Annotated in this window: 24 protein-coding genes; 14 read left to right on the top strand and 10 right to left on the bottom strand. The window is 67.6% G+C overall.

All coding sequences use genetic code 11. The annotated features are described in order from the left end of the window. Positions 1–7 precede the first annotated feature (7 nt). The 8 genes from SBI67_RS02235 to SBI67_RS02200 all read left to right on the top strand — a co-directional run bounded on the left by SBI67_RS02235 (position 8) and on the right by SBI67_RS02200 (position 7,307). Complete coding sequence (locus tag SBI67_RS02235) at positions 8–1,063, top strand: isopenicillin N synthase family dioxygenase (RefSeq protein ID WP_318978995.1); 1,056 nt, start codon at positions 8–10, stop codon at positions 1,061–1,063. A gap of 62 nt (positions 1,064–1,125) precedes the next feature. Continuing rightward, entirely contained in the window at positions 1,126–1,803 is a 678-nt protein-coding gene (locus tag SBI67_RS02230; RefSeq protein ID WP_318978994.1) for a GntR family transcriptional regulator, read from the top strand. Between the two features lie 223 nt (positions 1,804–2,026). After that, positions 2,027–2,467, top strand: a complete 441-nt coding sequence (locus SBI67_RS02225; RefSeq protein ID WP_318978993.1) for an SRPBCC family protein — start codon at positions 2,027–2,029, stop codon at positions 2,465–2,467. 42 nt (positions 2,468–2,509) lie between these two features. Continuing rightward, positions 2,510–3,427, top strand: a complete 918-nt coding sequence (locus tag SBI67_RS02220; protein ID WP_318978992.1) for a TIGR03564 family F420-dependent LLM class oxidoreductase — start codon at positions 2,510–2,512, stop codon at positions 3,425–3,427. Positions 3,428–3,472: 45 nt separating this feature from the next. Then, the gene (locus SBI67_RS02215; protein WP_318978991.1) at positions 3,473–4,174 is read left to right on the top strand and encodes a GntR family transcriptional regulator; all 702 of its coding nucleotides are present in this window, start codon (positions 3,473–3,475) and stop codon (positions 4,172–4,174) included. Positions 4,175–4,255: 81 nt separating this feature from the next. Further along, positions 4,256–5,803 (top strand): NCS1 family nucleobase:cation symporter-1, encoded by a 1,548-nt coding sequence (locus SBI67_RS02210; RefSeq protein WP_318978990.1) that lies wholly within the window; start codon positions 4,256–4,258, stop codon positions 5,801–5,803. After that, entirely contained in the window at positions 5,800–6,519 is a 720-nt protein-coding gene (locus tag SBI67_RS02205; protein WP_413232384.1) for an aspartate/glutamate racemase family protein, read from the top strand. The genes SBI67_RS02210 and SBI67_RS02205 overlap by 4 nt, the downstream gene beginning before the upstream one ends. Further along, the gene (locus SBI67_RS02200) at positions 6,513–7,307 is read left to right on the top strand and encodes a phosphodiesterase (RefSeq protein ID WP_318978989.1); all 795 of its coding nucleotides are present in this window, start codon (positions 6,513–6,515) and stop codon (positions 7,305–7,307) included. Before SBI67_RS02205 ends, SBI67_RS02200 begins: the two co-directional genes overlap by 7 nt. Before the next feature lie 7 nt (positions 7,308–7,314). On the opposite strand, the gene SBI67_RS02195 is transcribed toward SBI67_RS02200, so the two are convergent. Further along, positions 7,315–8,523, bottom strand: a complete 1,209-nt coding sequence (locus SBI67_RS02195) for a DUF6986 family protein (protein WP_318978988.1) — start codon at positions 8,521–8,523, stop codon at positions 7,315–7,317. 9 nt (positions 8,524–8,532) lie between these two features. Beyond that, positions 8,533–9,705 (bottom strand): pyridoxal phosphate-dependent aminotransferase, encoded by a 1,173-nt coding sequence (locus SBI67_RS02190; RefSeq protein WP_318978987.1) that lies wholly within the window; start codon positions 9,703–9,705, stop codon positions 8,533–8,535. Positions 9,706–9,784: 79 nt separating this feature from the next. On the opposite strand from SBI67_RS02190, the gene SBI67_RS02185 reads away from it, so the two are divergent. From SBI67_RS02185 to SBI67_RS02175, 3 genes are all read left to right on the top strand, one after another. Beyond that, entirely contained in the window at positions 9,785–10,894 is a 1,110-nt protein-coding gene (locus SBI67_RS02185) for an alkene reductase (protein WP_318978986.1), read from the top strand. 132 nt (positions 10,895–11,026) lie between these two features. After that, positions 11,027–12,238 (top strand): acetyl-CoA C-acetyltransferase, encoded by a 1,212-nt coding sequence (locus SBI67_RS02180; protein ID WP_318978985.1) that lies wholly within the window; start codon positions 11,027–11,029, stop codon positions 12,236–12,238. A 12-nt stretch (positions 12,239–12,250) separates the two neighbouring features. After that, positions 12,251–14,398, top strand: coding sequence for a 3-hydroxyacyl-CoA dehydrogenase NAD-binding domain-containing protein (locus SBI67_RS02175; RefSeq protein ID WP_318978984.1), 2,148 nt, complete (start codon positions 12,251–12,253; stop codon positions 14,396–14,398). A 53-nt stretch (positions 14,399–14,451) separates the two neighbouring features. Here the strand turns inward: SBI67_RS02175 and SBI67_RS02170 are convergent, their stop codons facing one another. Further along, a complete protein-coding gene (locus tag SBI67_RS02170; protein WP_318978983.1) occupies positions 14,452–15,633 on the bottom strand; it encodes an FAD-dependent monooxygenase in 1,182 nt (393 codons plus the stop codon). Between the two features lie 76 nt (positions 15,634–15,709). Here SBI67_RS02170 and SBI67_RS02165 point away from each other — a divergent pair, with 76 nt between their 5' ends. Beyond that, complete coding sequence (locus SBI67_RS02165) at positions 15,710–16,255, top strand: TetR/AcrR family transcriptional regulator (RefSeq protein WP_318978982.1); 546 nt, start codon at positions 15,710–15,712, stop codon at positions 16,253–16,255. On the opposite strand, the gene SBI67_RS02160 is transcribed toward SBI67_RS02165, so the two are convergent. From SBI67_RS02160 to SBI67_RS02140, 5 genes are all read right to left on the bottom strand, one after another. Further along, positions 16,252–16,674 (bottom strand): PPOX class F420-dependent oxidoreductase, encoded by a 423-nt coding sequence (locus SBI67_RS02160; RefSeq protein WP_318978981.1) that lies wholly within the window; start codon positions 16,672–16,674, stop codon positions 16,252–16,254. The two genes, SBI67_RS02165 and SBI67_RS02160, sit on opposite strands and share 4 nt — an antisense overlap. Beyond that, positions 16,671–17,096 (bottom strand): pyridoxamine 5'-phosphate oxidase family protein, encoded by a 426-nt coding sequence (locus tag SBI67_RS02155; protein WP_318978980.1) that lies wholly within the window; start codon positions 17,094–17,096, stop codon positions 16,671–16,673. Before SBI67_RS02155 ends, SBI67_RS02160 begins: the two co-directional genes overlap by 4 nt. Positions 17,097–17,144: 48 nt before the next feature. Next, a complete protein-coding gene (locus SBI67_RS02150; protein ID WP_318978979.1) occupies positions 17,145–18,764 on the bottom strand; it encodes an alpha/beta fold hydrolase in 1,620 nt (539 codons plus the stop codon). 117 nt (positions 18,765–18,881) lie between these two features. After that, complete coding sequence (locus tag SBI67_RS02145) at positions 18,882–20,567, bottom strand: esterase/lipase family protein (protein WP_318978978.1); 1,686 nt, start codon at positions 20,565–20,567, stop codon at positions 18,882–18,884. Between the two features lie 159 nt (positions 20,568–20,726). After that, positions 20,727–21,377, bottom strand: coding sequence for a hypothetical protein (locus SBI67_RS02140; protein ID WP_318978977.1), 651 nt, complete (start codon positions 21,375–21,377; stop codon positions 20,727–20,729). 85 nt (positions 21,378–21,462) lie between these two features. On the opposite strand from SBI67_RS02140, the gene SBI67_RS02135 reads away from it, so the two are divergent. Then, positions 21,463–22,452: an LLM class F420-dependent oxidoreductase gene (locus SBI67_RS02135; protein WP_318978976.1), complete on the top strand. Its 990-nt coding sequence runs from the start codon at positions 21,463–21,465 to the stop codon at positions 22,450–22,452. On the opposite strand, the gene SBI67_RS02130 is transcribed toward SBI67_RS02135, so the two are convergent. Both SBI67_RS02130 and SBI67_RS02125 read right to left on the bottom strand, forming a co-directional pair. Beyond that, complete coding sequence (locus SBI67_RS02130; protein WP_318978975.1) at positions 22,445–22,813, bottom strand: SgcJ/EcaC family oxidoreductase; 369 nt, start codon at positions 22,811–22,813, stop codon at positions 22,445–22,447. The genes SBI67_RS02135 and SBI67_RS02130 overlap by 8 nt on opposite strands. Continuing rightward, on the bottom strand, positions 22,800–23,504 hold the full coding sequence (locus tag SBI67_RS02125) for an SDR family NAD(P)-dependent oxidoreductase (protein ID WP_318978974.1): 705 nt from the start codon (positions 23,502–23,504) through the stop codon (positions 22,800–22,802). The genes SBI67_RS02130 and SBI67_RS02125 overlap by 14 nt, the downstream gene beginning before the upstream one ends. Positions 23,505–23,622: 118 nt before the next feature. Between SBI67_RS02125 and SBI67_RS02120 the strand changes: the two genes are divergently transcribed. Beyond that, entirely contained in the window at positions 23,623–24,555 is a 933-nt protein-coding gene (locus SBI67_RS02120) for a LysR family transcriptional regulator (RefSeq protein WP_318978973.1), read from the top strand.

Below are 24,555 nucleotides of genomic sequence, written 5' to 3'. Positions count from 1 at the left end.
GAATGACATGAACGACCACTCCGGCCCGCAGCTCAGCCCCAGCGCGGAGTACATGACCACCTCGCGCATCGCCGACGTGGCCAGCAGCGGTGTCGTCGAAGTCGAGACCGTCGATCTGACAGGTTCTCTCGGAGCCGACGCGTCCCGTGCCAGACTCGCCGAGGTGGCTGCCGAGTTGGTGGCGGCATTCGGCCGTACCGGATTCGCTGTGGTGACCGGTCACGGTGTCCCCCAGGACGTGTTCGACGACTTCTGCGCGACATCAAGGGAGTTCTTCGCTCTGCCCGTGGCCGAGAAGATGAAGGTGTCCTTCCCCGCCCCGGAGATCATCCGCGGTTACGAACCGCTTCCCGACATCACCGGCGCGGTCAGAGCCCCGAACGCCATGGAGTCCCTGCTGATCAACCGGCTCGACACCGTCGACGATTACGCACCGGGCAGCCCGCAGGCCCGGCTGTGGCGGTGGCCGAATCTGTGGCCGGAGCGGCCGGCGAACCTGCGGCCGGTCTGGGAGCGCTATTACCGCGAGATGGAGTTGCTCGGAAACCGCTTGTTGGAGCTGATCGCCGCCGGCTTGGGTCTGCCGCACGACTGGTTCGCCGACAAGTTCGACCGCCACTTCAACAACTTGGCTTCCAACTTCTACCCACCGCGCCAGGACGTCGGCGACGGCTTCATGATCCCGAACGGCACCCACACCGACCACGGGGCGCTGACCTTGCTGTACCGGCCTGTCGAGCCTGGCGGACTGGAGGTGTTTGCGCAGGAGCAGTGGTGGAACGTGCCGTACATCGAGGGATCGCTGGTGCTCAACGTCGGGGATGTCTTGGAGCACTGGACCGGTGGACGGCTGCCCGCGACACCGCACCGGGTGGTCTGGGCGCAGGGACCGGCAGCACGCCTGGGCCGCCAGTCCGTCGCCTACTTCCAGCAGCCCAATCCGGATGCCCCGCTGACGGCAGCGCCCGGACTGGGCGGCGCAGCCACACCGGCCGCACTGGCGGGCCCGCACATTTCCCGCAAGGAACTCGGGCAGGCCACGCTGGAGGCGCTGGGTATCTGAAGCGGGCGCCGGGTAGCGTCGATCGACAGTCAAAGACGCGAGAGACCACGACGGGAGAGACAATGCCGAGCCTGAAAGCCGAAGCACCCCGGTCATTGTCCTCGAAGATGATCTACGACTCGTTGCGCGAGGGCATCATCCGTGGCACCTATCCGCAGGGCGCGCGGCTGGCTGAGCAGCGGCTGGCCGCCGAATTCAACATCAGCCGGGTCCCGCTGCGGGAGGCCGTCCCGAGGCTGGAATCCGACGGATTTGTGCGGACCCTGCCGAGGCGCAGCGCCGTCGTGAACTCGTGGACGGTGCAGACGGTGCACGAACTATTCGATCTGCGGCTGTGTCTGGAGGTTGGGGCGGCCCGGTACGCGGCCCGCCAGGTAGCTCTCGGTGCGTCCACAGACCGGCTGCACCGCGCCCTCGACGATGCCACGCGCGGGCTGCAAACCCGCGACGTCTATCTGGTCGCCGAGCAGAGCACCGAGTTCCACGAGGTGATCGCGGATCTCACCGGCAACGAGCTGATGCGTTCGATGATGCGATCACTCGCAGGCCGGATGATGTGGCTGTTCTACATGACCTCCGACCTCGACAACGTGGCGGCCCACCAGGACCACGCCGACATCGTGACGGCGATCGAGACCGGCAACGAGCGGCTCGCCGAGAGCGTCGCCTACGCCCATATCGAGCGGGACCGGCAGGAGTCCGTTCAGGTGCTCAAACGGCACGGCCTGCTTGTCGGCTGAGGCTGCGAGCAAAGTGATCGGCGGGCCGGGGCCGCGCTGTTGCGGATGCGTCCGCCGGGCACCTGTCGCCGATCTCCTCCGACGGAGCACAACCGGCCGGCGCGTCGTCGTAAAGCGCAGTGCCGGTCGACCGGATCGCCGGCTGACGATTCGCTTACGTTTCGGACAAAATTAGCCCTCGGAAGCGCTGCACGAGGCCGAATCGCGAATTAGATTTGCCCGTATGGCCGTCAGGGCAACCCGGGAAGCCGTCTTCGACGCCCTCCCGGAGGAGATACTGGACGCTATCGCCGATGTCGACGCGGTCCCGTCGTGGTCGTCGCTGCACCGGGAAACCGAAGTCCTGGACCGTCATCCGGACGGACGTCCGCACCACGTGCGGGCAACACTGAAGATCATGGGTTTCACCGACAAGGAGTTGCTCGAATACCACTGGGGCGAGGACTGGGTGGTGTGGGACGCCGCGAGCACCCTCACCCAGCGCGGCCAGCACGGCGAATACAACCTCACCCGCGAAGGTGACCGCACCCGGGTCCGCTTCGACATCATCATCGACATCGCCGCGCCGCTGCCCGAATTCATCGTGCGGCGCGCCAAGCGGATCGTGCTCGACACCGCCGTGGACAGCCTGCGCCAGCAGGTGCAGGACAAGTACTCAGCCTGAGCGCAAGGGAATCTCGGCGGGCGGCGGCCGGTTGTGGCCGGTATGCCCACCGGAGTTGTCCTCGATCCCGACCGCACCGCCCCCAACCACGTGGCCGCCGCCATCGACCAGGCTCGCCGCGCCCACGACGCGGGTGTCCGTCAGGTGTGGATCGCCCAGCAGTTCGACCATGACGCCATCTCGCTGGCCGGCTACGTCGGGGCAGCCGTGCCCGGCCTGGGCGTCGGCACGTTCGTGGTGCCCATCAACCCGCGCCACCCGCTGATCGTTGCCTCGCAGGCGCAGACCGCGCAGGCGGCCACCGGCGGGAACTTCAGCCTCGGTCTCGGGCTCGGCGCCCACGCACCCGAGCAGGCGGCCTTCGGTACCGCCTGGCCGAACACCGTGGGACGGCTGCGTGAGCATCTGCAGGTGCTGCGGTCCATCCTCGATACCGGAACCGTCGACTTCCACGGTGACCAGTTCACCGCGGCCCCGCAATGGCCGGTCGCGGTGGCAGGCGGCGCACCGCTGCCGGTCTACGTTGCGGCCATGGGGCCCAAGGCCTTACGCGTCACCGGCGAGCTGGCCGACGGTACCTTGCCCTACCTGGCCGGCCCCCGCACGCTGGAAGAGTTCATCGTGCCGACGATCGCGGCGGCCGCCGCCGATGCCGGCCGACCAGCACCCAAGGTGATCGCGGCGGTGCCGGTGCTGGTGACCGATGATGTCGAGCAGGGGCGGGCGGCGGCCGCCGAGGTCCTGGAGTTCTACGCGGCCATCCCGTCGTACGCGAAGGTCATCGAACGCGAGGGGGTCGACTCGGTGGCCGAACTGGCCGCGGTGGGCACCGCGGCCCAGGTCACCCGCCAGCTGCAGCGCTACCGCGACGCCGGGGCCACCGATATCGTGCTGAGCCCGCTGGCGCGGACCGGGATCGCGGCGCTGGAGCCGATCTGGGACGTGGCGGCCGCGCTGTAAGCGACACGAAACAGGGCCGCAACACCGGTGTCCTACCCTGCGCCCATGCGGCCTCAACGGCGATCGGCGCTGCTCGACCATCTGGTGGCCGACCGCGCCGGCTCCTCACAGCAGGCCGTGCTGGGCGAATTGCGCCGGGCCATCCTCGATGGTGGTGTCCCGCCCGGGACGCCGATCCCCCTGGCCGAGGTGGCCGAGGTCTTCGGCGTAAGCCAGATACCGGTGCGCGAGGCGTTGAAGACCCTGGTGGGTGAGGGGCTGGTGGGGCAACGGCGCAACGCGGGGTACACCGTTGCGTTGCTGACCGCCCAGGAGCTGCGCGAGATGTACATCGTGCGGGAGACGTTGGAATCGGCGTCGTTGGCGGCGGCCGTCGCCAACGCCACCGACGCCGACCGGGCAGCGGTTATCGCCGCCAACGACGTTCTGGAACAAGCGGTTCGGGATGGCGACGGGGTGGCCTATCACCGCGGTAGCCGCGCCTTCCATGCGGCGCTGACGAAGCCGTCACGGATGCACCGGCTGCTGCACATGCTCGAGGCGGCGTGGAATGTCACCGAGCCCGTACAGTCCATGGTTCATGTCGCACGCGAGGAGCGCGCGCAGCTGCACGCCGATCACGGCGCCATGCTGGCGGCCTTCCTCGCCGGGGATGCCGCACGGCTGCTGGCCACCTCCGAGGAACACGCGGCGCGCTTGAACGCCGTGATCGCGACGCTGCCCACCGACACCGGCCTGCTTGCCTAGCTGGCAATATATTTTCTTCGCAATCAATCCATAGTCGTTGTGAAACGCCAGGGAAACACCTGGTTCCTAGCGTCACCGACTATGACCGATACCGTCATCCCCAAGAACGACCTGCCTCCCGGCGCCGTGGTCGGCGCCGGTGACATCGTGGAAGCGGCCGGTCACCCGGTCGGCGGTGGTGAGATCAAGCCCGGCTACGACCCGCGGCTGACCAATGAAGACCTGGCCCCGCTGCGCAAGCAGACCTGGGGCTCCTACAACATCTTCGCGTTCTGGATGTCCGATGTGCACAGTGTCGGTGGCTATGTCACCGCGGGCAGCCTGTTCGCGCTGGGCCTGGCCAGCTGGCAGGTGCTGATTGCGTTGCTGGTGGGCATCAGCATCGTGTACTTCCTGTGCAACCTGGTGGCCAAACCCAGCCAGCTGGCCGGTGTGCCGTATCCGGTGATCTGCCGCACCGTGTTCGGCGTCCTGGGCGCCAACATCCCGGCCATCATCCGCGGCCTGATCGCGGTGGCGTGGTATGGCATCCAGACGTTCCTGGCCTCGGCGGCTCTGGACATCGTGCTGGTGAAACTCTTCCCGGGGCTGGCGCCGTACGCCAAGGTGGACGACTACGGGTTCGCCGGGCTGTCCCTGCTGGGCTGGGGCAGCTTCCTGCTGCTGTGGGTGCTGCAGGCGTGCGTGTTCTGGCGCGGTATGGAATCCATCCGCAAATTCATCGACTTCTGCGGCCCGGCCGTGTACGTCGTGATGTTCATCCTGTGCGGTTACCTGATCTATAAGGCCGGGTGGAGCGCCATCGACCTGAACCTCGGCGATGTGAAGTACACCGGCTGGTCCTCGCTGCCGGTGATGCTCGGCGCGATCGCCCTGGTGGTGTCCTACTTCTCCGGGCCGATGCTGAATTTCGGTGACTTCTCCCGCTACGGCAAGACGTTCGCGGCGGTCAAGAAGGGCAACCTCCTCGGCTTGCCGGTGAACTTCCTGGTGTTCTCGGTCCTGGTGGTGGTCACGGCCTCACTGACGTTGCCGGTGTTCGGTGAGCTGATCACCGACCCGGTGGAAACGGTGGCCCGGATCGACAGCACCTTCGCTATCGTGCTGGGCGCGTTGACGTTCACCATCGCCACCATCGGTATCAACATCGTCGCCAACTTCATCTCCCCGGCGTTCGACTTCTCCAACGTCAGCCCGCAACGCATCAGCTGGCGCGCCGGCGGCATGATCGCCGCGGTCGGTTCGGTGCTGATCACCCCGTGGAACCTGTACAACAACCCCGAGGTCATCCATTACACGCTGGAAACCCTCGGCGCCTTCATCGGCCCGCTGTTCGGTGTGCTGATCGCCGATTTCTACCTGATCCGCAAACAGAAGGTGGTCATCGACGACCTGTTCACCATGGATGAGGGCGGAAAGTACTGGTACACCAAGGGATACAACAAGGTTGCGGTGATCGCCACCGTCGCCGGCGCCGTCCTGGCCGTCATCCCGGTGCTGCTCGGCGGTTCCGTCTACGGTATGCACACCGCGGCGCAGTACAGCTGGTTCATCGGCTGTGGCGTGGCGTTCGGTCTGTACTATCTGCTGGCCCGCCGCGACGTGCTGGTCGCCGAGTCGGTGTCGTGAAGATCTGGGTAATCAATCCCAACACCACCCGGGCCATGACCTCGACCATCGAGGCATGCGCCCGGGCGGTGGCCGGTCCGGCCACCGAGATCACCGGTGTGACATCGGAGTTCGGACCGCCGTCCATCGAGAGTCACTACGACGAGGCGATGAGCGTACCCGGTCTGTTGGATGCCATCCGGCGCGGTGAAGACCAGGGTGTCGACGGTTACGTCATCGCGTGTTTCGGTGACCCCGGGCTGGATGCCGCCCGCGAGCTGGCCCGCGGGCCGGTGCTCGGCATCGCCGAGGCCGCCATGCACACCGCCAGCCACCTGGGCCGCGGCTTCAGTGTGGTGACCACACTGGCCCGCACCATGGGCCGTGCCGCTGACTTGGCCGAACACTATGGCATGCAGCGGTTCTGCCGCGGCATCCACGCCTGCGAGATCGCGGTGCTTGACCTCGAGACCGACCCCGATGCCCGCAAGATCATCACCGAAGCCTGCCGGGAAGCACTGGAAACCGACAGCTCCGATGTCATCGTGCTGGGTTGCGCGGGCATGGCGGACATGTGTGCCGCCATCTCGGCGGACCTCGGTGTGCCGGTGATCGACGGGGTGACGGCCGCGACGTTGACGGTGCAGTCACTGATCACCCTGGGCCTGCGGACGTCCACCCGCGGCGAGTTCGCGGCGCCCCCGGAAAAGCGCTACACGGAACGTTCGATGTGCTGATCGCGCAAGTGTCGGACCCGCACGTCCGTCCGCGCGGGGTGCTGTATCAGGGGGTGGTGGACTCCAATCGCGGGTTCGCCGAGGCGATCGAGCACGTGCTGGCGCTGCAGACCCGCCCCGACCTGGTGCTCGTCACCGGTGACCTGGTGGACGAGGGGTTGCCGGACGAGTACGCGATGGTGCGGGAAATCCTTGCCGCCCTGACCATTCCGCATCTGGTGATCCCGGGCAACCACGACGACCGGGCGCGTTTTCGGGCCGCATTCTCCGATCATCGGTATCTGCCGCTGCGGGGCCCGTTGCACTACTGTGTCGACGACCATCCGGTGCGCATCATCGGCCTGGACTCCACCGTTCCCGGGCAGCACCACGGCCACCTCGACCAGGCGGGATTGGACTGGCTGGCAGACACTTTGGCCCAGCAGCCCGACAAACCGACGGTGGTGATGCTGCACCACCCGCCGCTGGTCAGCGGCATACCGTACCTGGACGCCTACCGCTACTTCGACGAGTCGGCACTGCGCGGCGTCGTCGCACGGTTCGGCAACATCGAGGCGGTGCTGTGCGGGCATGTCCACCGGCCGATGGTGAAACGCTGGGCCAACACGGTGCTGTGCACGAGCCCGAGCACCGCAACCCAGATCGACCTAACATTCACCGCTACCGCGGCCCCGTCCAGTCACGACGGCCCGCGGGGCTACCTGCTGCACCACTGGACCGAGGGCGACGGCTTGGTCAGCCACACCGTCCAGCTCGGCACGTTTGCCGGGCCATACCCGTTCGCGTAGCGGCGCATCACACCTGTCGCGACTTGAGCGCCCGTAACGTCGCCAGGTCGGCGCTGGGCGCCTGTGCCAGCACGTCGGCAATGTCGACCGCACCGCAGTCCAGTCCGCGCAACACCACCGCGGCCAACGCCTCGGCGGTCGCCGGTTCGTCGACCACGGCCCCGCCGCGGCGATCCAGGTACGCCTGCAGGCGCGGCGCCGCGGCGGTCAGCGCGGACCGGAAGAAGGTGAATGTCGCCAGCCACCGTGTCACCAGGTGCCCGGGATGCATATCCCAGCCCTGATAGAAGCCGCGCTCCAACGACCGGGTGACCAGCCGGTGATGGCGCCGGATCGCCTGGTGCACTTCGGCTTCGGTGCCCACCGGGTTCACCTGGGTGGACCCGTCGGCCACCCACACCCCGGTCTGCGCGGCGGCGGCCAGCATGACGGCCTTGGCATGATCGGCCACCGGATGCTCCAGCGACTGATGCTGGGGGGTGATACCGCACGCCGCGCTGTAGTCGTAGGTGCCGTAATGCAGGCCGGTGCAACGGCCTTCGGCCAGATGCAGCGCTCGTGCCAGCGTCGCGGTCCCGTCGGCGCCGAGCACGGCCTGGGGGCTCTCGATCTGCAACTCGAAGCGCAACGCCCCAGACGGCAATCCGTGCGCGTGCTCCAGCGCCTCACACACCCACACCGTCGCGGTGACCTGTTCGGCGGCCCGCAGTTTCGGCACGGTGAAGACGAACCCGTCCGGCAGGCCGCCCTCGAGCACCAGCTCCAGGGTGCGCACCGCGCGCGGCCGGTCGGCCAGCGTCAGCCCCTTGAACCGGATCCCGGACGAACCCAGCCGCAGCGCCCGCAGCGTCTGCCCGGCGCGGCGCGCATCGGTGTCCTCCACATCGTCGCCGCGACGACCGTAGCCGTCCTCGAAATCCAGGCGCAGGTCGGCGATCGGCGCCTCGACCAGCCGCCGGCGCACCATGGCGAGTACCTCGGCCGACCCGAGCTCCTCGAATACCGCCGGATGCCGGTCCAGCAGTTCCAGCGCGGCCGCGCCCCACACCGCCGGGGTGTCGGCCGAGGCATCCGCGGCGCTGACGTACACGGTGTGCACCGGCTGCGGTTGCGGGCGGTCCCCGGGGTAGTGGGCGGCCAGATCGGCGTCGATATCGGCCAGCAGGGCGTCGATGCGGGCGAGCGTCGGTTCGGGAATCGCGTTCACGCCCACCATCGTTGCGTGTCAGCGCGGCCGGAGCACGTCCAATCGCCGGATCGCCTCGTCCAGCGTGTCGTCGCGTTTACAGAAGGCGAAGCGCACCAGGTGATTCCAGCCGTTGGTGGGCTCGGCGCAGAACGCCGACATCGGGATGGCCGCGACGCCGGCCTTGTGCGGCAGCTCAGCGCAGAACTCGGTGCTGTCGTGGTAACCGAGCGGCCGTGGATCGGCGCACAGGAAGTAGGTGCCGTGGCTGTCGTGCACCTCGAAACCGAGGTCGGTCAGCGCGCCGGCCAGCCGGTCCCGTTTGCGGTGCAGGCTGTCGCGTAACGCGTGCACCCAGGCGTCCTCGTGATCCAGGGCGTAGGCCACCGCGGGCTGGAACGGCGCCCCGCCCACGTAGGTGAGGAACTGCTTGGCCGCACGCACGCCGGCGATCAGTTCGGCGGGCCCACAAGCCCATCCGATCTTCCAGCCGGTCACGTTGAACATCTTGGCGGCACTGGAGATCGTCACCGTGCGTTCGGTCATCCCCGGGTAGCGTGCCAGCGGCAGATGCCGGACGTAGTCGGAGTCGGTGTACACCAACGCCTCGTAGACCTCGTCGGTGATCACCAGCAGGTCGGCGTCCACCGCCAGGTCGGCGATGGCGCTGAGTTCGGCATCGCTGAGCACAGTCCCGGTCGGGTTGTGCGGCGAGTTGAGGATCAGCGCCCGGGTCTGCGGCCCGATGGCGGCGCGCAGCGCGTCGAGATCCAGGGCGAAGCCCCGCCCGTCGGGCACCATCGGCACCACCTTGCGGATGCACCCCGCCATGGCGATGACGGGGGAGTAGGAGTCGTAGAACGGTTCGAGCACCAGCACCTCGGAACCGGGTTCCACCAGCCCGATGACGGCGGCGGCGATGGCCTCGGTGGCCCCGACCGTCACCAGCACCTCGGTGTCGGGGTCGTACTGCATGCCGTACTGCCGGGCCCGCTGTCGCGCGATCGCCTCCCGCAGTTCCGGGATCCCGGGGCCGGGTGGGTACTGGTTGACCCCCTCGGCGATGGCGTCCTGGGCAACCTTCAGCATGCCGGCCGGCCCGTCCTCGTCGGGGAAACCCTGGCCGAGGTTCACCGCACCGATCCGAGCCGCCAGCGCGGACATCTCGGCGAAGATCGTCACCGCATACGGCTGAAGCCGCGACACCGTCATGGCACCGAGAGTATGTGGGAATGCGCACACGGCGGGAACCGAGTGGAATGAATCGCCGGGCAGCAGCGCTTACCAGCACATGGCCTTCACCCTCGCCCCCGATGCCGCCCTGCTGAAGCCGATTCGCGTCGGTGACATCGAAGCGCGGAACCGGATTTTCATGGCGCCGCTGACCCGGTCCCGGGCGCAGGACGACGGCACGCCCTCGGACCTGGCGGCGCTGTACTACGCGCAGCGTGCCGGAGCGGGCGTCATCATCACCGAGGCCACCGCCATCTCCGAGGCCGCCAACGGCGCCTATATGAACACCCCCGGCAACTACACCGACCGGCATCAGGAGAAGTGGGCCGAGATCGCCGACGCCGTGCACCACGCCGGTGGCCGAATCTTCATGCAGCTGTGGCACGTCGGTCGGATGGGCCACCCGGAGGTCAACGGCGGCATCGAACCCGTCGCCCCGTCGGCCGTCGCCGCCGACCTGACCACCCACACCCCGAACGGCAAACAGCCGCTCGTGCTGCCGCGCGCACTGCGCACCGACGAGATCCCCGGCATCGTCGCCGATTTTCGGGCCGCCGCTCGCCGCGCCGTCGATGCCGGCCTGGACGGAGTGGAGATCCACGGCGCCAACGGCTATCTGCTGCACCAATTCTCGTCCGATGTCACCAACCAGCGCACCGACGCGTATGGCGGCTCCGCGGAGAACCGGGCCCGACTGACCGCCGAGGTGGTCGAGGCTGTCGCCGCCGAGATCGGCGCGGGCCGGGTCGGCCTGCGCATCTCGCCAGGGAACACCGCCGGCGACATGCGTGAGGAGAACCCTGTCGCCGTCTACGAGGCGCTGCTCAATCGGATCGCCCCGCTGGGCATCGCCTACCTGCACGTGCTGATCGACCCGAGCGCGCGCGAGTTCGGCGTGCTGCGTGCGCTGTGGTCGGACAACCTGGTGCTCAACACCGGGCGCAACACCGGCACCGACTTCTGCCAGCTGGAGAGCTACGCCGAGTGGGGTGCCGTCAGCGCCGTCGCGGTTGGCCGGGCGTTCTTGGCCAACCCCGATCTGATCGACCGGTTGTTGCTGGGCGCCGAGCTCAACGAGCCGGATGTGGCCACTTTCTACGCACCGGGTGCCGAAGGTTACATCGACTATCCCACCCTGGCTGAGCTGGAGGAACCGCGCGCGGTGTGACCGTGTGGGGGTGAACGGGCGGCGAGGCAGATGCCCAACCAACAGGTTGGTTTGCGCTTTTGTTAGGCTTCGCGACCAGTGGACCTGCGTCCTCACCGACGATCCCGTCACCCACCCGAAAGGGAACTACACATGTCCGAAGAAGCCTTCATCTACGAGGCCATTCGCACGCCGCGCGGTAAGCAGCGCGGCGGCGCCCTCAACGAGGTCAAGCCCGTCAACCTCGTGGTCGGGCTGATCGAGGAGATCCGCAGCCGGTTCCCCGATCTCGACGAAAACCTGATCAGCGACGTCATCCTGGGTGTCGTCTCCCCGGTCGGCGATCAGGGCGGCGATATCGCCCGTACCGCAGCTCTGGTGGCCAAGCTGCCCGAGACCACCGGTGGATTCCAGCTCAACCGGTTCTGCGCGTCCGGCCTGGAGGCCGTGAACCTGGCCGCCCAGAAGGTCCGCTCCGGCTGGGACGACCTGGTGCTGGCCGGTGGTGTGGAGTCCATGAGCCGCGTCCCGATGGGGTCCGACGGCGGCGCCTGGGCGTCCGACCCGGAGACCAACTACCGCATCGGCTTCGTCCCGCAGGGCATCGGCGCCGACCTGATCGCCACCATCGAGGGCTTCTCCCGCGAGGACGTCGACGCGTACGCGGCCCGCTCGCAGGAGCGCGCGGCGGCGGCCTGGTCGGGCGGCTACTTCGCCAAGTCCGTGGTGCCGGTGAAGGATCAGAACGGTCTGGTCATCCTGGATCACGACGAGCACATGCGGCCCGGCTCCACCGTGGAGTCCCTGGGCAAGCTCAAGACCGCGTTCGACGGTATCGGCGCGATGGGTGGCTTCGACGATGTGGCGCTGCAGAAGTACCACTACGTCGAGAAGATCAACCACGTGCACACCGGCGGCAACAGCTCGGGCATCGTCGATGGCGCCGGCCTGCTGCTCATCGGTAGCGAAAAGGCCGGCCAGAGCCAGGGCCTGACCCCGCGGGCGCGCATCGTGGCCACCGCCACCAGCGGCGCCGACCCGGTCATCATGCTCACCGGTCCGACCCCGGCCACCAAGAAGGTGCTCGACCGGGCCGGCCTGACCGTCGACGATATCGACCTGTTCGAGCTCAACGAGGCGTTCGCCTCCGTCGTCCTGAAGTTCCAGAAGGATCTGAACATCCCGGACGAGAAGCTCAACGTCAACGGTGGCGCCATCGCCATGGGCCACCCGCTGGGCGCCACCGGCGCCATGATCACCGGAACCATGGTCGACGAGCTCGAGCGCCGCGGCGCCCGGCGTGCCCTGATCACGCTGTGCATCGGCGGCGGCATGGGCGTGGCCACCATCATCGAGCGCGTCTAGGGAGAACCGCACATGACCGAGAACACCATTCACTGGGACAAGGACGCCGACGGCATCGTCACCCTCACCCTGGACGACCCGACGGGTTCGGCCAACGTGATGAACGAGCACTACAAGGAGTCGATGCACAACGCCGTCGAACGCCTCTTCGCGGAGCAGGAGGAGATCACCGGTGTGGTGATCGCCAGCGCCAAGAAGACGTTCTTCGCCGGCGGTGACCTCAAGGCCATGATCAACATCGGCCCGGACAACGCGGCCGACGCGTTCAACGAGGTCGAGACCATCAAGCGTGATCTGCGCACGCTGGAGACGCTCGGCAAGCCCGTCGTCGCGGCCATCAACGGCGCCGCCCTCGGCGGCGGCCTGGAGATCGCGCTGGCCACCCACCACCGCATCGCCGCCGACGTCAAGGGTGTGCAGATCGGTCTGCCCGAGGTCACCCTGGGCCTGCTGCCCGGTGGTGGCGGCGTGGCCCGCACCGTGCGCATGTTCGGCATCCAGAAGGCCTTCATGGAGATCCTGAGCCAGGGCACGCGGTTCACCGCGGCCAAGGCCAAGGAGGTCGGCCTGGTCGACGAGCTGGTCGGTTCGGTCGACGAGCTGATCCCCGCCGCGAAGGCATGGATCAAGGCCAACCCCGAGGCCCACACCCAGCCGTGGGACGTCAAGGGCTACAAGATCCCCGGCGGCACCCCGGCCACCCCGGCGCTGGCGGCCATCCTGCCGTCGTTCCCGGCGCTGCTCAAGAAGCAGCTCAAGGGTGCGCCGATGCCCGCGCCGCGCGCCATCCTGGACGCCGCGGTCGAGGGTGCGCAGGTCGACTTCGACACCGCGTCGCGCATCGAGAGCCGCTACTTCACCCAGCTGGTCACCGGGCAGGTCGCCAAGAACATGATCCAGGCGTTCTTCCTGGATCTGCAGGCCATCAACGGTGGCGCGTCGCGGCCCGAGGGCATCGAGTCGGTGCCGATCAAGAAGATCGGCGTGCTGGGCGCGGGCATGATGGGCGCCGGTATCGCCTACGTGTCGGCCAAGGCCGGCTACGACGTGGTGCTCAAGGACGTCACCATCGAAGCCGCCCAGAAGGGCAAGGCCTACTCCGAGGGCATCGAGGCCAAGGCACTCAAGCGGGGCAAGACCACCGAAGAGAAGTCTGCCGCGTTGCTGGCGAAGATCACCCCGACCGCGGACGCGGCCGACCTCAAGGGCGTCGACTTCGTCATCGAGGCCGTGTTCGAGAGCCAGGAACTCAAGCACAAGGTGTTCCAGGAGATCGAGGACATCGTCGAGCCCAACGCCATCCTCGGCTCGAACACCTCGACGCTGCCCATCACCGGCCTGGCCAGTGGGGTGAAGCGGCAAGAGGACTTCATCGGTATCCACTTCTTCTCGCCGGTCGACAAGATGCCGCTGGTGGAGATCATCCGCGGGGAGAAGACCTCCGACGAGGCGCTGGCCCGGGTGTTCGACTACACGCTGGCCATCAAGAAGACCCCGATCGTCGTCAACGACAGCCGCGGCTTCTTCACCAGCCGCGTCATCGGCACCTTCGTCAACGAGGCGCTGGCCATGCTGGGTGAGGGTGTCGAGCCCGCCACCATCGAGCAGGCAGGGTCGCAGGCCGGTTACCCGGCCGCGCCGCTGCAGCTGTCCGACGAGCTCAACCTGGAGCTCATGCACAAGATCGCGGTCGCTTCCCGCAAGGGCGTCGAGGACGAGGGCGGCACCTACGTGGCGCACCCGGCCGAGGCCGTCGTGGAGAAGATGATCGAGATCGGCCGTCCCTCACGGCTTTCCGGTGCCGGCTTCTACGAGTACGCCGACGGCAAGCGGGTGGGCCTGTGGCCGGGGCTGCGCGAGACGTTCAACTCGGGCAGCAGCTCGATCCCGCTGCAGGACGCCATCGACCGCATGCTGTTCGCCGAGGCGCTGGAAACTCAGAAGTGCCTCGACGAGGGCGTGCTCACCTCGACCGCCGACGCGAACATCGGCTCCATCATGGGTATCGGCTTCCCGCCGTACACCGGTGGCTCGGCCCAGTTCATCGTCGGTTACGAAGGACCGGGCGGGGTCGGCAAGGAGGCCTTCGTGGCCCGGGCCAAGGAACTGGCCGCCAAGTACGGCGAGCGCTTCAACCCGCCCGCCTCGCTGCTGAGCTAGTAGTTTCACGCGAATCCCTCGGAACCCGCTGCGGTTCCGGGGGATTCGTGCGTTCAGGCAGGCAGCGGCATGGTGTCGTACAGCCGCACACCCTTGCTGTTGAGCCGGGCCAGCGACTGGGTCAGGCTCAGCGGCAGCACCGAAATGGCCCGTCCGGCCGCGACGAGGGCATTCACCCCGAGGCGACTGCCGGGGACTATGGTCTTCGACACCGTCGCGGCGAATGTGCGCGCGGCGACCACCGACGGCATCATGATGGTTTCGTACGCTGCGAAGGCTGCTTGGTAGTTTTCACCCGCACGGGCGATCTCACCGGCCAGCACATACGCGCCGTAGACCGCCAGGCTGGTGCTACCACCCACCGCCGGACCGGGGCAGTAGCCCGCGTCCCCCACCAGCGTCACCCGTCCCCTCGACCAGTTCGTCATTTCCAGTTGGGTGATGGAGTCGAAGTAGAACGCCGGTGTGCGGTCCATCTCGGCCAGCCAGCTGTCGACCTCGCCGGACACGTCCGCGAACGCTCCGCGGAGTTGCCTTTGCTGACGTGCGGTATCGCGATAGTCGAACTCGAGCTCGCCTGGCCGGAAGATGAACACCGCTCGGGCGTCGTCCAGATGGTCGGCGGTGTAGATCATCGCCAGCCGATTGGGTTCGTAGTATCCGGTCATCTCGCCCTCGCGGGCAAAGGATTTCGGTACCGACACCACCGCCAGGTATCCACCGAGGAAACGTTCGGCCACCTCGCCGAACACCAGTTGCCGCACCCCGGAGTGCAGACCGTCGGCGCCGGCGATGATGTCGAACTGCCGGGACGGGGATCGGGCAAAGCTCACCTGGCCGTCGTCGGCGATCGCGCTGATCTGGTCGCCGAAGATGTACTCGACGTCGTCTCGGCTTGCGTTGTAATAGATCTCACTGAGATCGTCGCGCATGATCTCGACGTGTCTGTCGGACATCACGCCCGCCATCTTGACGTAGTCGATGCGGGCAGCTCGAGTGGTCCAGGGCCTGTGAACGTCGAGCACCGTGGTGCCGGTCTTGCGGGCCAGTACCTGCGGCAGCACGCCCATCCGCTCCGAGATGTCCATGGCGGGCCGGAACAGGTCGATGGCGTGGCCGCCGGTCTTTCGCAGTGCGGGAGCGCGTTCCACCACGGTGACGTCGATGCCCTGGCGGGCCAGCCAGTAGGCGAGCACCGGGCCCGCGATGCTGGCACCGGAGATGAGAGCCTTCATGTCGGCCTCCTTACTTAACGGTCGGTAAGTGTACGTCGAGCAGCTTACCGCCCGTTAAGTCAGCTAGGGTGGCTACGTGACGAAGCCCCCGTCGGAGACCCGCCAGCGCATCCAGGAGGCGGCGCGCGAGTTGTTCGGCCAGAAGGGGGTGCAGCGCACCAGCCTGCAGGACATCGCCGACCGGCTGGGTATCACCAAACCGGCGCTGTACTACCACTTCCGGTCGCGGGAAGACCTGGTACGCAGCATCTTGGCGCCGCTCATCGAGGAGGGTGAGGCGTTCGTGGCCGGGCATGAGCGGCTGCGCGGATCGGCGCGGACCGGGCCGCGTGAACTACTGGAAGGCTACTTCGACTTCCACTACCGGCACCGCGCCGACCTGTTCCTGATCGTCGCCGAGCTGACCACGCTGGCCGACCTGGGGTTGATCGACGTGATGCTGGCGTGGCGGGAACGGCTGGGCAAGTTGGTGTTCGGGGCCCGGCCCACGCTGGCGCAGTCGGCGCGCGCGGTCATCGCCTTCGGTGGCGTGCAGGACTGTTGCCTGCAGTTCCCGGACACGCCCTACGACGCGCTGCGCCGTGCGAGCATCGACGGCGCCATGGCCGCCCTGGGGCTCTAGTTCGCGACGTCGAAGCCGGCGTGCACTTTCGTCGGGCGCACCCGCACCACCAGTTCACCGGGGACGCCGTTGCGCCGCCCGAATTCCTCCGCCCGGTCGGCACCCATATAGCGGCCACCGAGCCGGGTGGCGGTGTCGAGCAGTTCGGCCGGGTCCTCGCTCAGCGTCGCCACCCCCTGGATTTGGACGAATGAAAATGGAGGTTGCGAATCATCCACGCACAGAACCACTCTGGGGTCACGGGTCAGCGCTCTGCCTTTGGCGGTGTCCTTGCCGGTGTTGAACACCAACTCGTCACCGTCGACCAGGAACCACACCGGTGCGGCCAACGGCCGGCCGTCGGCGGCCACCCAGCCGAGCACCGCGGTGCGGGTGCCTTCGGACAGGAACGCCGCGACGCGTTCGTTCAGGGCGGTCACACCGACCCCAGATCCGCCGACACCCAATGCTCGGGCTTGAGGAAGACCGCGATGTTCTCCCCGTGCTCGCGGCGAGCGAACTCCAGATACGGTTCCACCTTTTCCGGAGCCAGGTAGCGCTTGGTCATCTCCACGAGCTGCTCGTCGGTGCCGGGCTCGATCCGGTCGACCGCGCCGTCCACGGCGACATAGCGCACCGTGGGCTCCAGCCGCTCGACCATCAGCGAGAAGTGCCCGGCGGCCTCGATCAGGGTGTGCTTGCGCGAGCCTTTCCCGGTGAGCAGCCACGGCTGGCCGCCGGGGGAGTACTGGTACCAGATCGGCACCGTGAGTGGTCCGCGCTTGTCACCCGCATACACCGACAACGCGGCGATATGCGGCTCGGCGAGAAACTGTTCGCGTTCTTCTTTGGAGAGGGCCATGGCAACAGCCTAGCTACGGAATCCAATCACGTTGCCGATGACCGGTTTTCACGCCGCCAGCGGTACAGAGGCCGATGCAGGGTTGGCCTGCGGGTTGGCCGCCAGCGCGCCGAGCACCGCGTCCCACGTCGGGGCGGCGAACACGATGCCCAGGTGTCCGGCGTTGAAGTGGGGGTACTGGTCTTGCAGGATGATGTTGGTGACGTTCGGCCCGTCCAGCGCCTGATTGGTGTACGGCGTGACGATCCAGTCGTCCTTCGTGGTGATGGTCGTGTAGAGCACGCCGGGGCGGGTGTCGCCGTTGCCGTAGATCTCCTGCAGTAGCGGGGACCCGACGGCCTGCTGCAGCCAGGCCGGTCCGAGCAGGTTCATCAGGCTGGCGATCGGCCGTCCGATCACCGGGATGTTCTGGATATAGGCCAGCCCGCTCAGATCGGCGCCGTGATTGCCCGGCGCGATCCCGATGAACTGTGACACCTTGGCCGCCCCGTCGAGGTTGTTCAGGTAGTACTCCGGGGTCATCCCGCCGCCCTGGGAGTGGCCGATCAGGATGACCTTCGGCGCGCCGGTCTCGGCGAGCACCCGGTCCACCTCGGCGGCGAGTTCCTGCGCGGACTCCCGGATATCGCCCGTGCCGCGCACCGGCCAGTTCGGATTGTTGGTGACGTTGCCGTAATTGAAGGTGAACACCTTGTAGCCGGCGTTGGCCAGCACCGGTGCCCCGACACTCCAGTTGAAGGGCGCATTGGCGGCGGTCCCGGCGATCAGGATGATCGGCAGCGGGTGCTCGGCGGTGACCTGGATCGTCGGATCGTTGGCCCCGGCCGGCGGCTTGTTGACGTTGAGGTAGCCGAGCAGGTCGCCGACACCGAAGGTGACCTTGAACCGCCCGGTACTGGTGGTGTCGGCGTCCAGCGGCGTTCCGGAGAACAGCTTGCCGGCGGTGGCCGCGGTCCCGGCGATGGCATTGGCCACGTGATAGGGCACGCCGAAGAACGGCTTGGGTCCGATGGTGGCTGCTGCCGCGGCGGCGATGTTGTTCACCACGGTGGCGGCGAGCAGGCCGATATCGCTGGCCAATCCGGTCATCTGCCGGACGAACTGAGCGGCTTGCTTGACCGGGTTGAAGGCCTTGGCGGTGGCCGACGGGGTGACCGCCGGCGTTGCGAGTTTCAGGGTGGCGGCCGACGCGGTGCTGACGGTGCTGGCCTTACCGGTGACCTCAGTGGTGGCCCTTGTGATGGCCGAGGCGCCGGCTGCGGTGGCGGGCTTGGTGTCCGGCTTGGTGTCGGCCTTCGAATCCGGCTTGGCGTCCGGCTTCGAAGCGCCCTTCGTATCCGGCTTGGTTTCTGCGGCGCCCGCCTGGCCGGTGGTGTGCTTGCGTGTACCGCGCGGCTTCTTGACCGGCTTGTCCGTGTCGGGTGTGTCGGCCTTACCGGTCGCCGGCTTGTCGACCGACGTGGTCGGCTCTGCGGGCTTCTGGTCGGGTTTGTCGGCCTTCTCGGCGGCGGCGCCGGATGTCGTGCTGCCCTGTGTCGACCCATGCGGCGCGGTGTCATCGGCGTAGGCGACGCCTGCGGTCAGCCACAGCATGGCGGACGCCCACAATGCGACCAGCAGTGCCGCCGTCACCCGATATGTCCGCGCGCCAACACGATTCAACGACACTGATATCTCCCCGACCTCGATGGTGTAACCCCCGGTACGGGTTATATCGGAAGGCCGGGCCCGTCCGCGGGCTTTTGGGTAACAAATGGCCGTTCTTGTCAATATTGGTGGCGGGTTTCAGGCCGCCAGCGCGGTGGCGGGCAGCGAGTTGGCCCCGGGGTTGGCTTCCGGATTGGCTGCCAGCGCACCGAGCACGGCGTCCCAGGTCGGTGCGGAGAACACGATGCCCAGGTGTCCGGCGTTGTAGCCCGGGTACTGGTCCTGCAGCACGATATTGGTGACATTCGGCCCGTCCAGTGCCTGCTGGGTGTACGGTGTCACGACCCAGTCGAACTTCGACGAGATGGTCGTGTACAGCACGCCCGGCCGGGTATCACCGTTGCCGTACACCTCGTCCTGCAGCGCCGACCCCATGGCCTGCTGGGTCCAGGCCGCCCCGAACAGGTCGACGATGCGGAAGATCAGCGGCCCCAGTACCGGGATCTTCTGTACGTAGGTGATGCCGTCCACGTCGGTGCCATGGTTGCTCGGGGCGATCCCGATCAACTGTGACACCTTGGCGTCCCCGCCGAGATTGTTGATGTAGTACGAGGGCATGATGCCCCCACCCTGCGAATGCCCGATCAGGATCACCTTGTCCGCGCCGGTCTCGTCGAGCACCCGCTGCACCTCGTCGGCGAGTTGCTGGGCGGATGTGCGGATGTCGGCGGTGGCCTGCACGGGGAAGTTCGGGTCCGTGGTCGTGTTGCCGTAGTTGAAGGTGTAGACCTTGTAACCGGCGTTGGCCAACACCGGTGCGCCGACGCCCCAGTTCACGCCCTGGGTGGCGGTGGTGCCGTTGAGCAGGATGATCGGCAGCGGGTGTGCCGGGGTCACCGTAATGCTCGGATCATTGGCTCCCGCAGGCGGTTTCGTCGGATTGAGCCAGGCCAGTAGATCACCGACGCCGTAATCGACCTTGAACGGCCCCGTGCTGGTGGCATTCAGCGGGGTCCCGTCGAGCAGCTTGGCCACGGTGGCGGTGGTGCCGGCGACGGTCTTGGCGATGTTGTAGGGCACGCCGAAGAACGGTTTGGGACCGATCGCGGTCGCCGCGGCGGCGGCCAGGTTGTTCACCAGCGAAACGGCGATCAGGGTCAGATCGTTGGCCAGCCCGACCATCTGACGGACGAATTGGGTGGCCTGTTTGATCGGTGTCGGCACGGCCGCGCTGGCCGACGGTGCGACCGACGGGCTGACCACCTTGAGGGCGGTCGGAGCGACGGAGAGGGTTGCGGTCGAGGTGCTGACCGCAACGCTCTTCGCGGTGCTCGTGGCTTTGGCCGACGTGGCTGGGGTCTCGGTCTTGTCGTTGGCGGTGGCGGCCGGCGAAGCACCGGATGTGGTGTCAGCCTTCGATTCTGCCGCGGTCGTCGTGGTGGCCGCGGCCGCCGTGGTGTGCTTGCGTGAGCCGCGGGCCGGCTTGGGTGTAGTGGCTTTGTCCGCTTTGTCCGCTTTGTCCGCTTTGTCCGCTTTGTCCGCTTTGCCGGTTTTGGCCGGCTTGTCAGCCTCGCCCTCGGCGGTTCCGGTCGGCTCCGGGTCGGACTTCGGCGCCGAAGCCGACGTGTCCGGCTTCGCGGGCTTGGCGGGTTTGGCGGGTTTGTCGGCGGTGCTGCCTGACCCGGCGTCGCCACCGGTCTGCGCACTGCCCGTCGCGGAGCCCGGTTTCGACGTCTCGTCGGCGTGGGCGACTCCGCCGGCCATCCACATCGTCGCCAATGCCCACAACATCGTGCACAACGCCGCCACTGCGCGCCGCGGCAAAGCATGACCATGCTGCACCGACATCTGTCCCCCCACCCGATAAGCGATACCAGCGGTCCTGTGTATACCGAACCGAGGCGTATCCGCGTGGCGTTTTCGCGTGACCGCTTTGCGGGGACAGTTACCGGCGAGGTCGATGCCGGCGGTCGAAAAGCAGGATCAGATGCAGGGCCGGAAGAAGACGAACTTCACCGGCAGGCAGTTCTGGAACAGCTTGGGCATCCCGATCTTCGGCAGCCCCACCTTGGGCATGCCGACCTTGGGCATCTGGGGCAACCCGATCTTCGGGGACGGCAGCGACTGTGCGGCGTCGGCGATGGCACCCATCGCACTGACCGGAGCGGTTGCGGTCTTGGCCAGGGCGCCCGCGCCACCGGCCCCGCCCAGGAACTGGCCGGCGAAGTACAGCGCGTCCGCGGTATCGCTCAACCCGCTGGCGACACTGGTCGGCACGTCGATGGCCGAGTTGACCACGCTGAAGACGTCCTTCGTGGCCTGGATGCCCGACGGCAACCCCGCGTACTGCTGGCCGACCTGATAAGCCTGCCCCCACTGCTCGGGGGTGACCTGCGCGACCATCGGGGCCTGTGCCTTGCCCAGCGCGGCGGACAGCGCGTTGCGGCACTCACCGGTGGTGCCGTCACGCACCTCGCTCTTCTTGCAGTTCGAGTCGACGCAGTTGCCGTTGAAGGTGGTCTGCCCCGCGGCGCACTCGGCCGAACTCGGCGCCGCCGTGATCACCGAAACCACCGCCAGTGGTGCGAAGGCAGCCGCCACGGCCGCCGCATAGCGGCGTGTCGAGTTGGTCATGGCCAGTCCTCACCCTTACGTCCAGCGAACAATCTCCTCAGAGTGTAGACGAGATAACAAATCCGTGGGCCTACAGTTGGATGGCATGCGCTTCGGACTGTTCATCCCACAAGGCTGGCGGCTGGATCTCGTCGGCATCCCCACCGAGCGGCAGTGGCCGGTCATGAGCGAATTGGCAGCTCATGCCGATGCCGGGCCGTGGGATTCGGTGTGGGTCTATGACCATTTCCACACCGTTCCGGTGCCCACGGACGAGGCCACGCATGAGGCCTGGTCGTTGATGGCGGCGCTGGCCGCGACCACCAGCCGGGTCAAGCTGGGGCAGATGTGCACCGCCATGAGCTACCGAAATCCGGCTTACCTGGCAAAAGTCGCCGCCACCGTCGACGTGATCTCTGGCGGGCGCACCCAGATGGGGATCGGCGCCGGCTGGTACGAGCATGAGTGGCGGGCCTACGGCTACGGTTTCCCGTCGGCAGGCGAACGGCTGGGCCGCCTCGACGAGGGCGTCCAGATCATGCGCGACGCCTGGCGCGACGGGCGGGTCACCTTCGAGGGCAAGCACTACCAGGTGGACGGCGCCATCGTCGCCCCGAAACCGCTGCAGCCCGGCGGGCTGCCGTTGTGGATCGCCGGTGGTGGCGAGAAGGTGACGCTGAAGATCGCGGCCACGTACGCGCAGTACACCAACTTCAGTTCGGCCCCCGACGACTTTGCCCGCAAATCGACGATCCTCGCCGAGCACTGCCGCACCGTCGGCACCGACTACGACGCCATCGTGCGGTCGGCCAACTTCAACGCCGTGCTCGGTGAGTCCGAGTCCGACGTGAAGGACCGGCTGGCCCGCATCCGGGACCGCCAGGTCGGTGCGGCCGACGAGGCCGCCGTAGACGGGATGCTGGCCAACGTCTCCTCACCCGACTCGGCCACCGGCACCCCCGAGCAGGTCGTGGAGCGGCTGCGGCGGCTACGCGACCTCGGGTGCGAGTACGCCATCCTGTACTTCCCCGAGGCCGCATACGACCGGTCCGGTATCGAGTTGTTCGAGCGCGAGGTCATTCCCGCGCTCAGTTAGGCACCGCACTGACCTGGTAGTGCTGGATCCGCCAGCTCTCGCCGGTGCGGATCATCACCACCCCGAGCATCAGCGCGACGACGGTGCCGTCCGCCCTGGTGAAGTCGGCGCGGCCGTAGCCCAGCAGCACCCCGTCGGCCGGTCGGCGGACCTCCTCGAGCCGGTAGTCCACCGTCAGTCCCTGCGGCTGACCGTCGTAGTAGCCGAACACCCCGGCGCGGCCCACCGTGTAGGGGCGCAGGCCCTGGAACACGGCGTCTTCGGTGAACACCGCGGCCACCCGGGCCGGGTCGTGCGCATCGATCCCAGCCTTCCACTCGTCGAGCACACCGCGCACGATGTCGTGCTCAGTGCCCGGCACTTTGGCCTCCGTCGACGTGCAGGATCTCGCCGGTGACGAAGCCCGCGTTCTCCAGATACAGCACGGCGTCCACCACATCGTCGAGCGTGCCCAGCCGGCCCACCGGGTGCAACCCGGCCAGGAAATCGTGGGTCTGCGGCTGATGCATCGGGGTGTCGATGATGCCGAGCGCCACCGCGTTGACCCGCACACCGCGTTCGGCGTACTCGATGGCCAGTGATGTGGTGGCGGCGTTGAGGCCGCCCTTGGTCAGCGCGGCCAGCACGGCGGGTACCTGCTTGTCGGCCTGCTCCACCAGGCTGGTGGAGATGGTCACGATGTGCCCACCGTCGTTGAGCACCTCGAGCGCAGCGCGGGTGAGTTCGAAGAAGCCACGCAGGTTGACCGCGGTGATGGCGTCGTAGTCGGCGTCGGTGTACTCGGTGAACGGCTTGGAGATGAAGATGCCGGCATTGTTGACCACGGTGTCGACCCGGCCGAACCGCTCGACGGCGGCGTCGATGACCTGGCGGCCGACCCCGGGCCGGCCGATGTCGCCGGCTACCGTCAGCACCATCGGGTCGTCGCTGTGGGTGATGCTGCGGGAGTTGGCGACGACGGCATAACCGAGCTTGCGGTAGCCCGCCACCAACGCTTCGCCGATGCCCTGGGATGCGCCGGTGATGACGGCTACGCGGGGTGTGGTGTCCATATCCGTGCCTTTCTGTTGGTCTGGTGCCTAGCTCAACGCGGCCGGCGCGCCGGTCATGTCCGCTGTTCAGGACGGGATTTCTCGCTCGTGAGAGGAAACTCCTATTACGCTTTCGTAGGTGGAGCTGCGCCAGTTGCGGTACTTCGTCACCGTCGCCGAGGAGCTGAACTTCGGTCGGGCCGCCGAGCGGTTGCACATCGCCGGTCCGTCGCTGTCTCAGCAGATCAAGGCACTGGAGCGCGATCTCAAGGTGCAGTTGTTCGACCGGGACCGGCGCTCGGTGGCGCTCACCCCGGCCGGCGCGGCGCTGGTGGCCGACGCGCGGGCCTTGATCGACCAGGCCGACGCATTACGCAGGCGTGCAACGGGTTTGGCGGTGTCGGACCCGGTCCGGATTGGCTGCGTGAACTGGTGTCCCACCGATTGGGCCGAACGGGCCGCCGGGGTGGCGCAACTGCGGGTGGACACCTGGGTGATGCCGTCGCACACCCAGGCCGCGCGGGTGGCCGACGGGGCGCTGGATCTGGCGATCTGCTGGGTGCAGGACGACGACCTCGTGGAGTTGTCGCTGCAGGCCGCGTTGATCGGTGTGGACCGGCTCGCGGCCCTGTGCCCCGGCACCGACGAATCGCCGGTGGCCGCCAAAGATGTTGTGGTGCTGGTGGATACCGACACCGCCAGCTGGTTGTCGTGGAACCGCTACGCCGAGCGGTTCGCCGCCGACACCGGGGCCCGGGTGATGCGTACCGACGACGGGGGTGTCACCGGACCGACGTTCTTCGAGCATGTCCGTCGGCTGGGCCGTCCCGTGCTGGTCAATCCGCGCGGCCAGCAGGACCAGCCGCCGCGCGGTCTGGTGCGGCGTCCGGTGGTCGGCCCCACTCCGCTGTGGACGTGGTCACTGGTGTGGCGTGCCGGTGAAGACCGGCCGGCCGTGCGGGCCGTCATCGACGAATTCACAGGTGACACAGGCCCGCTGGGAGTGGGTGACCCGGATACCTGGCTGCCTGCCGAGGATCCACACCGCCGCGGTGGCCAGCGCGGCCAGTGA

This window comes from Mycolicibacterium chengduense, assembly GCF_033741155.1.
GTDB lineage: Bacteria > Actinomycetota > Actinomycetes > Mycobacteriales > Mycobacteriaceae > Mycobacterium.
The sequence above is the reverse complement of the archived record's forward strand: the minus strand, read 5'-3'. Positions and strand labels throughout refer to the sequence as shown.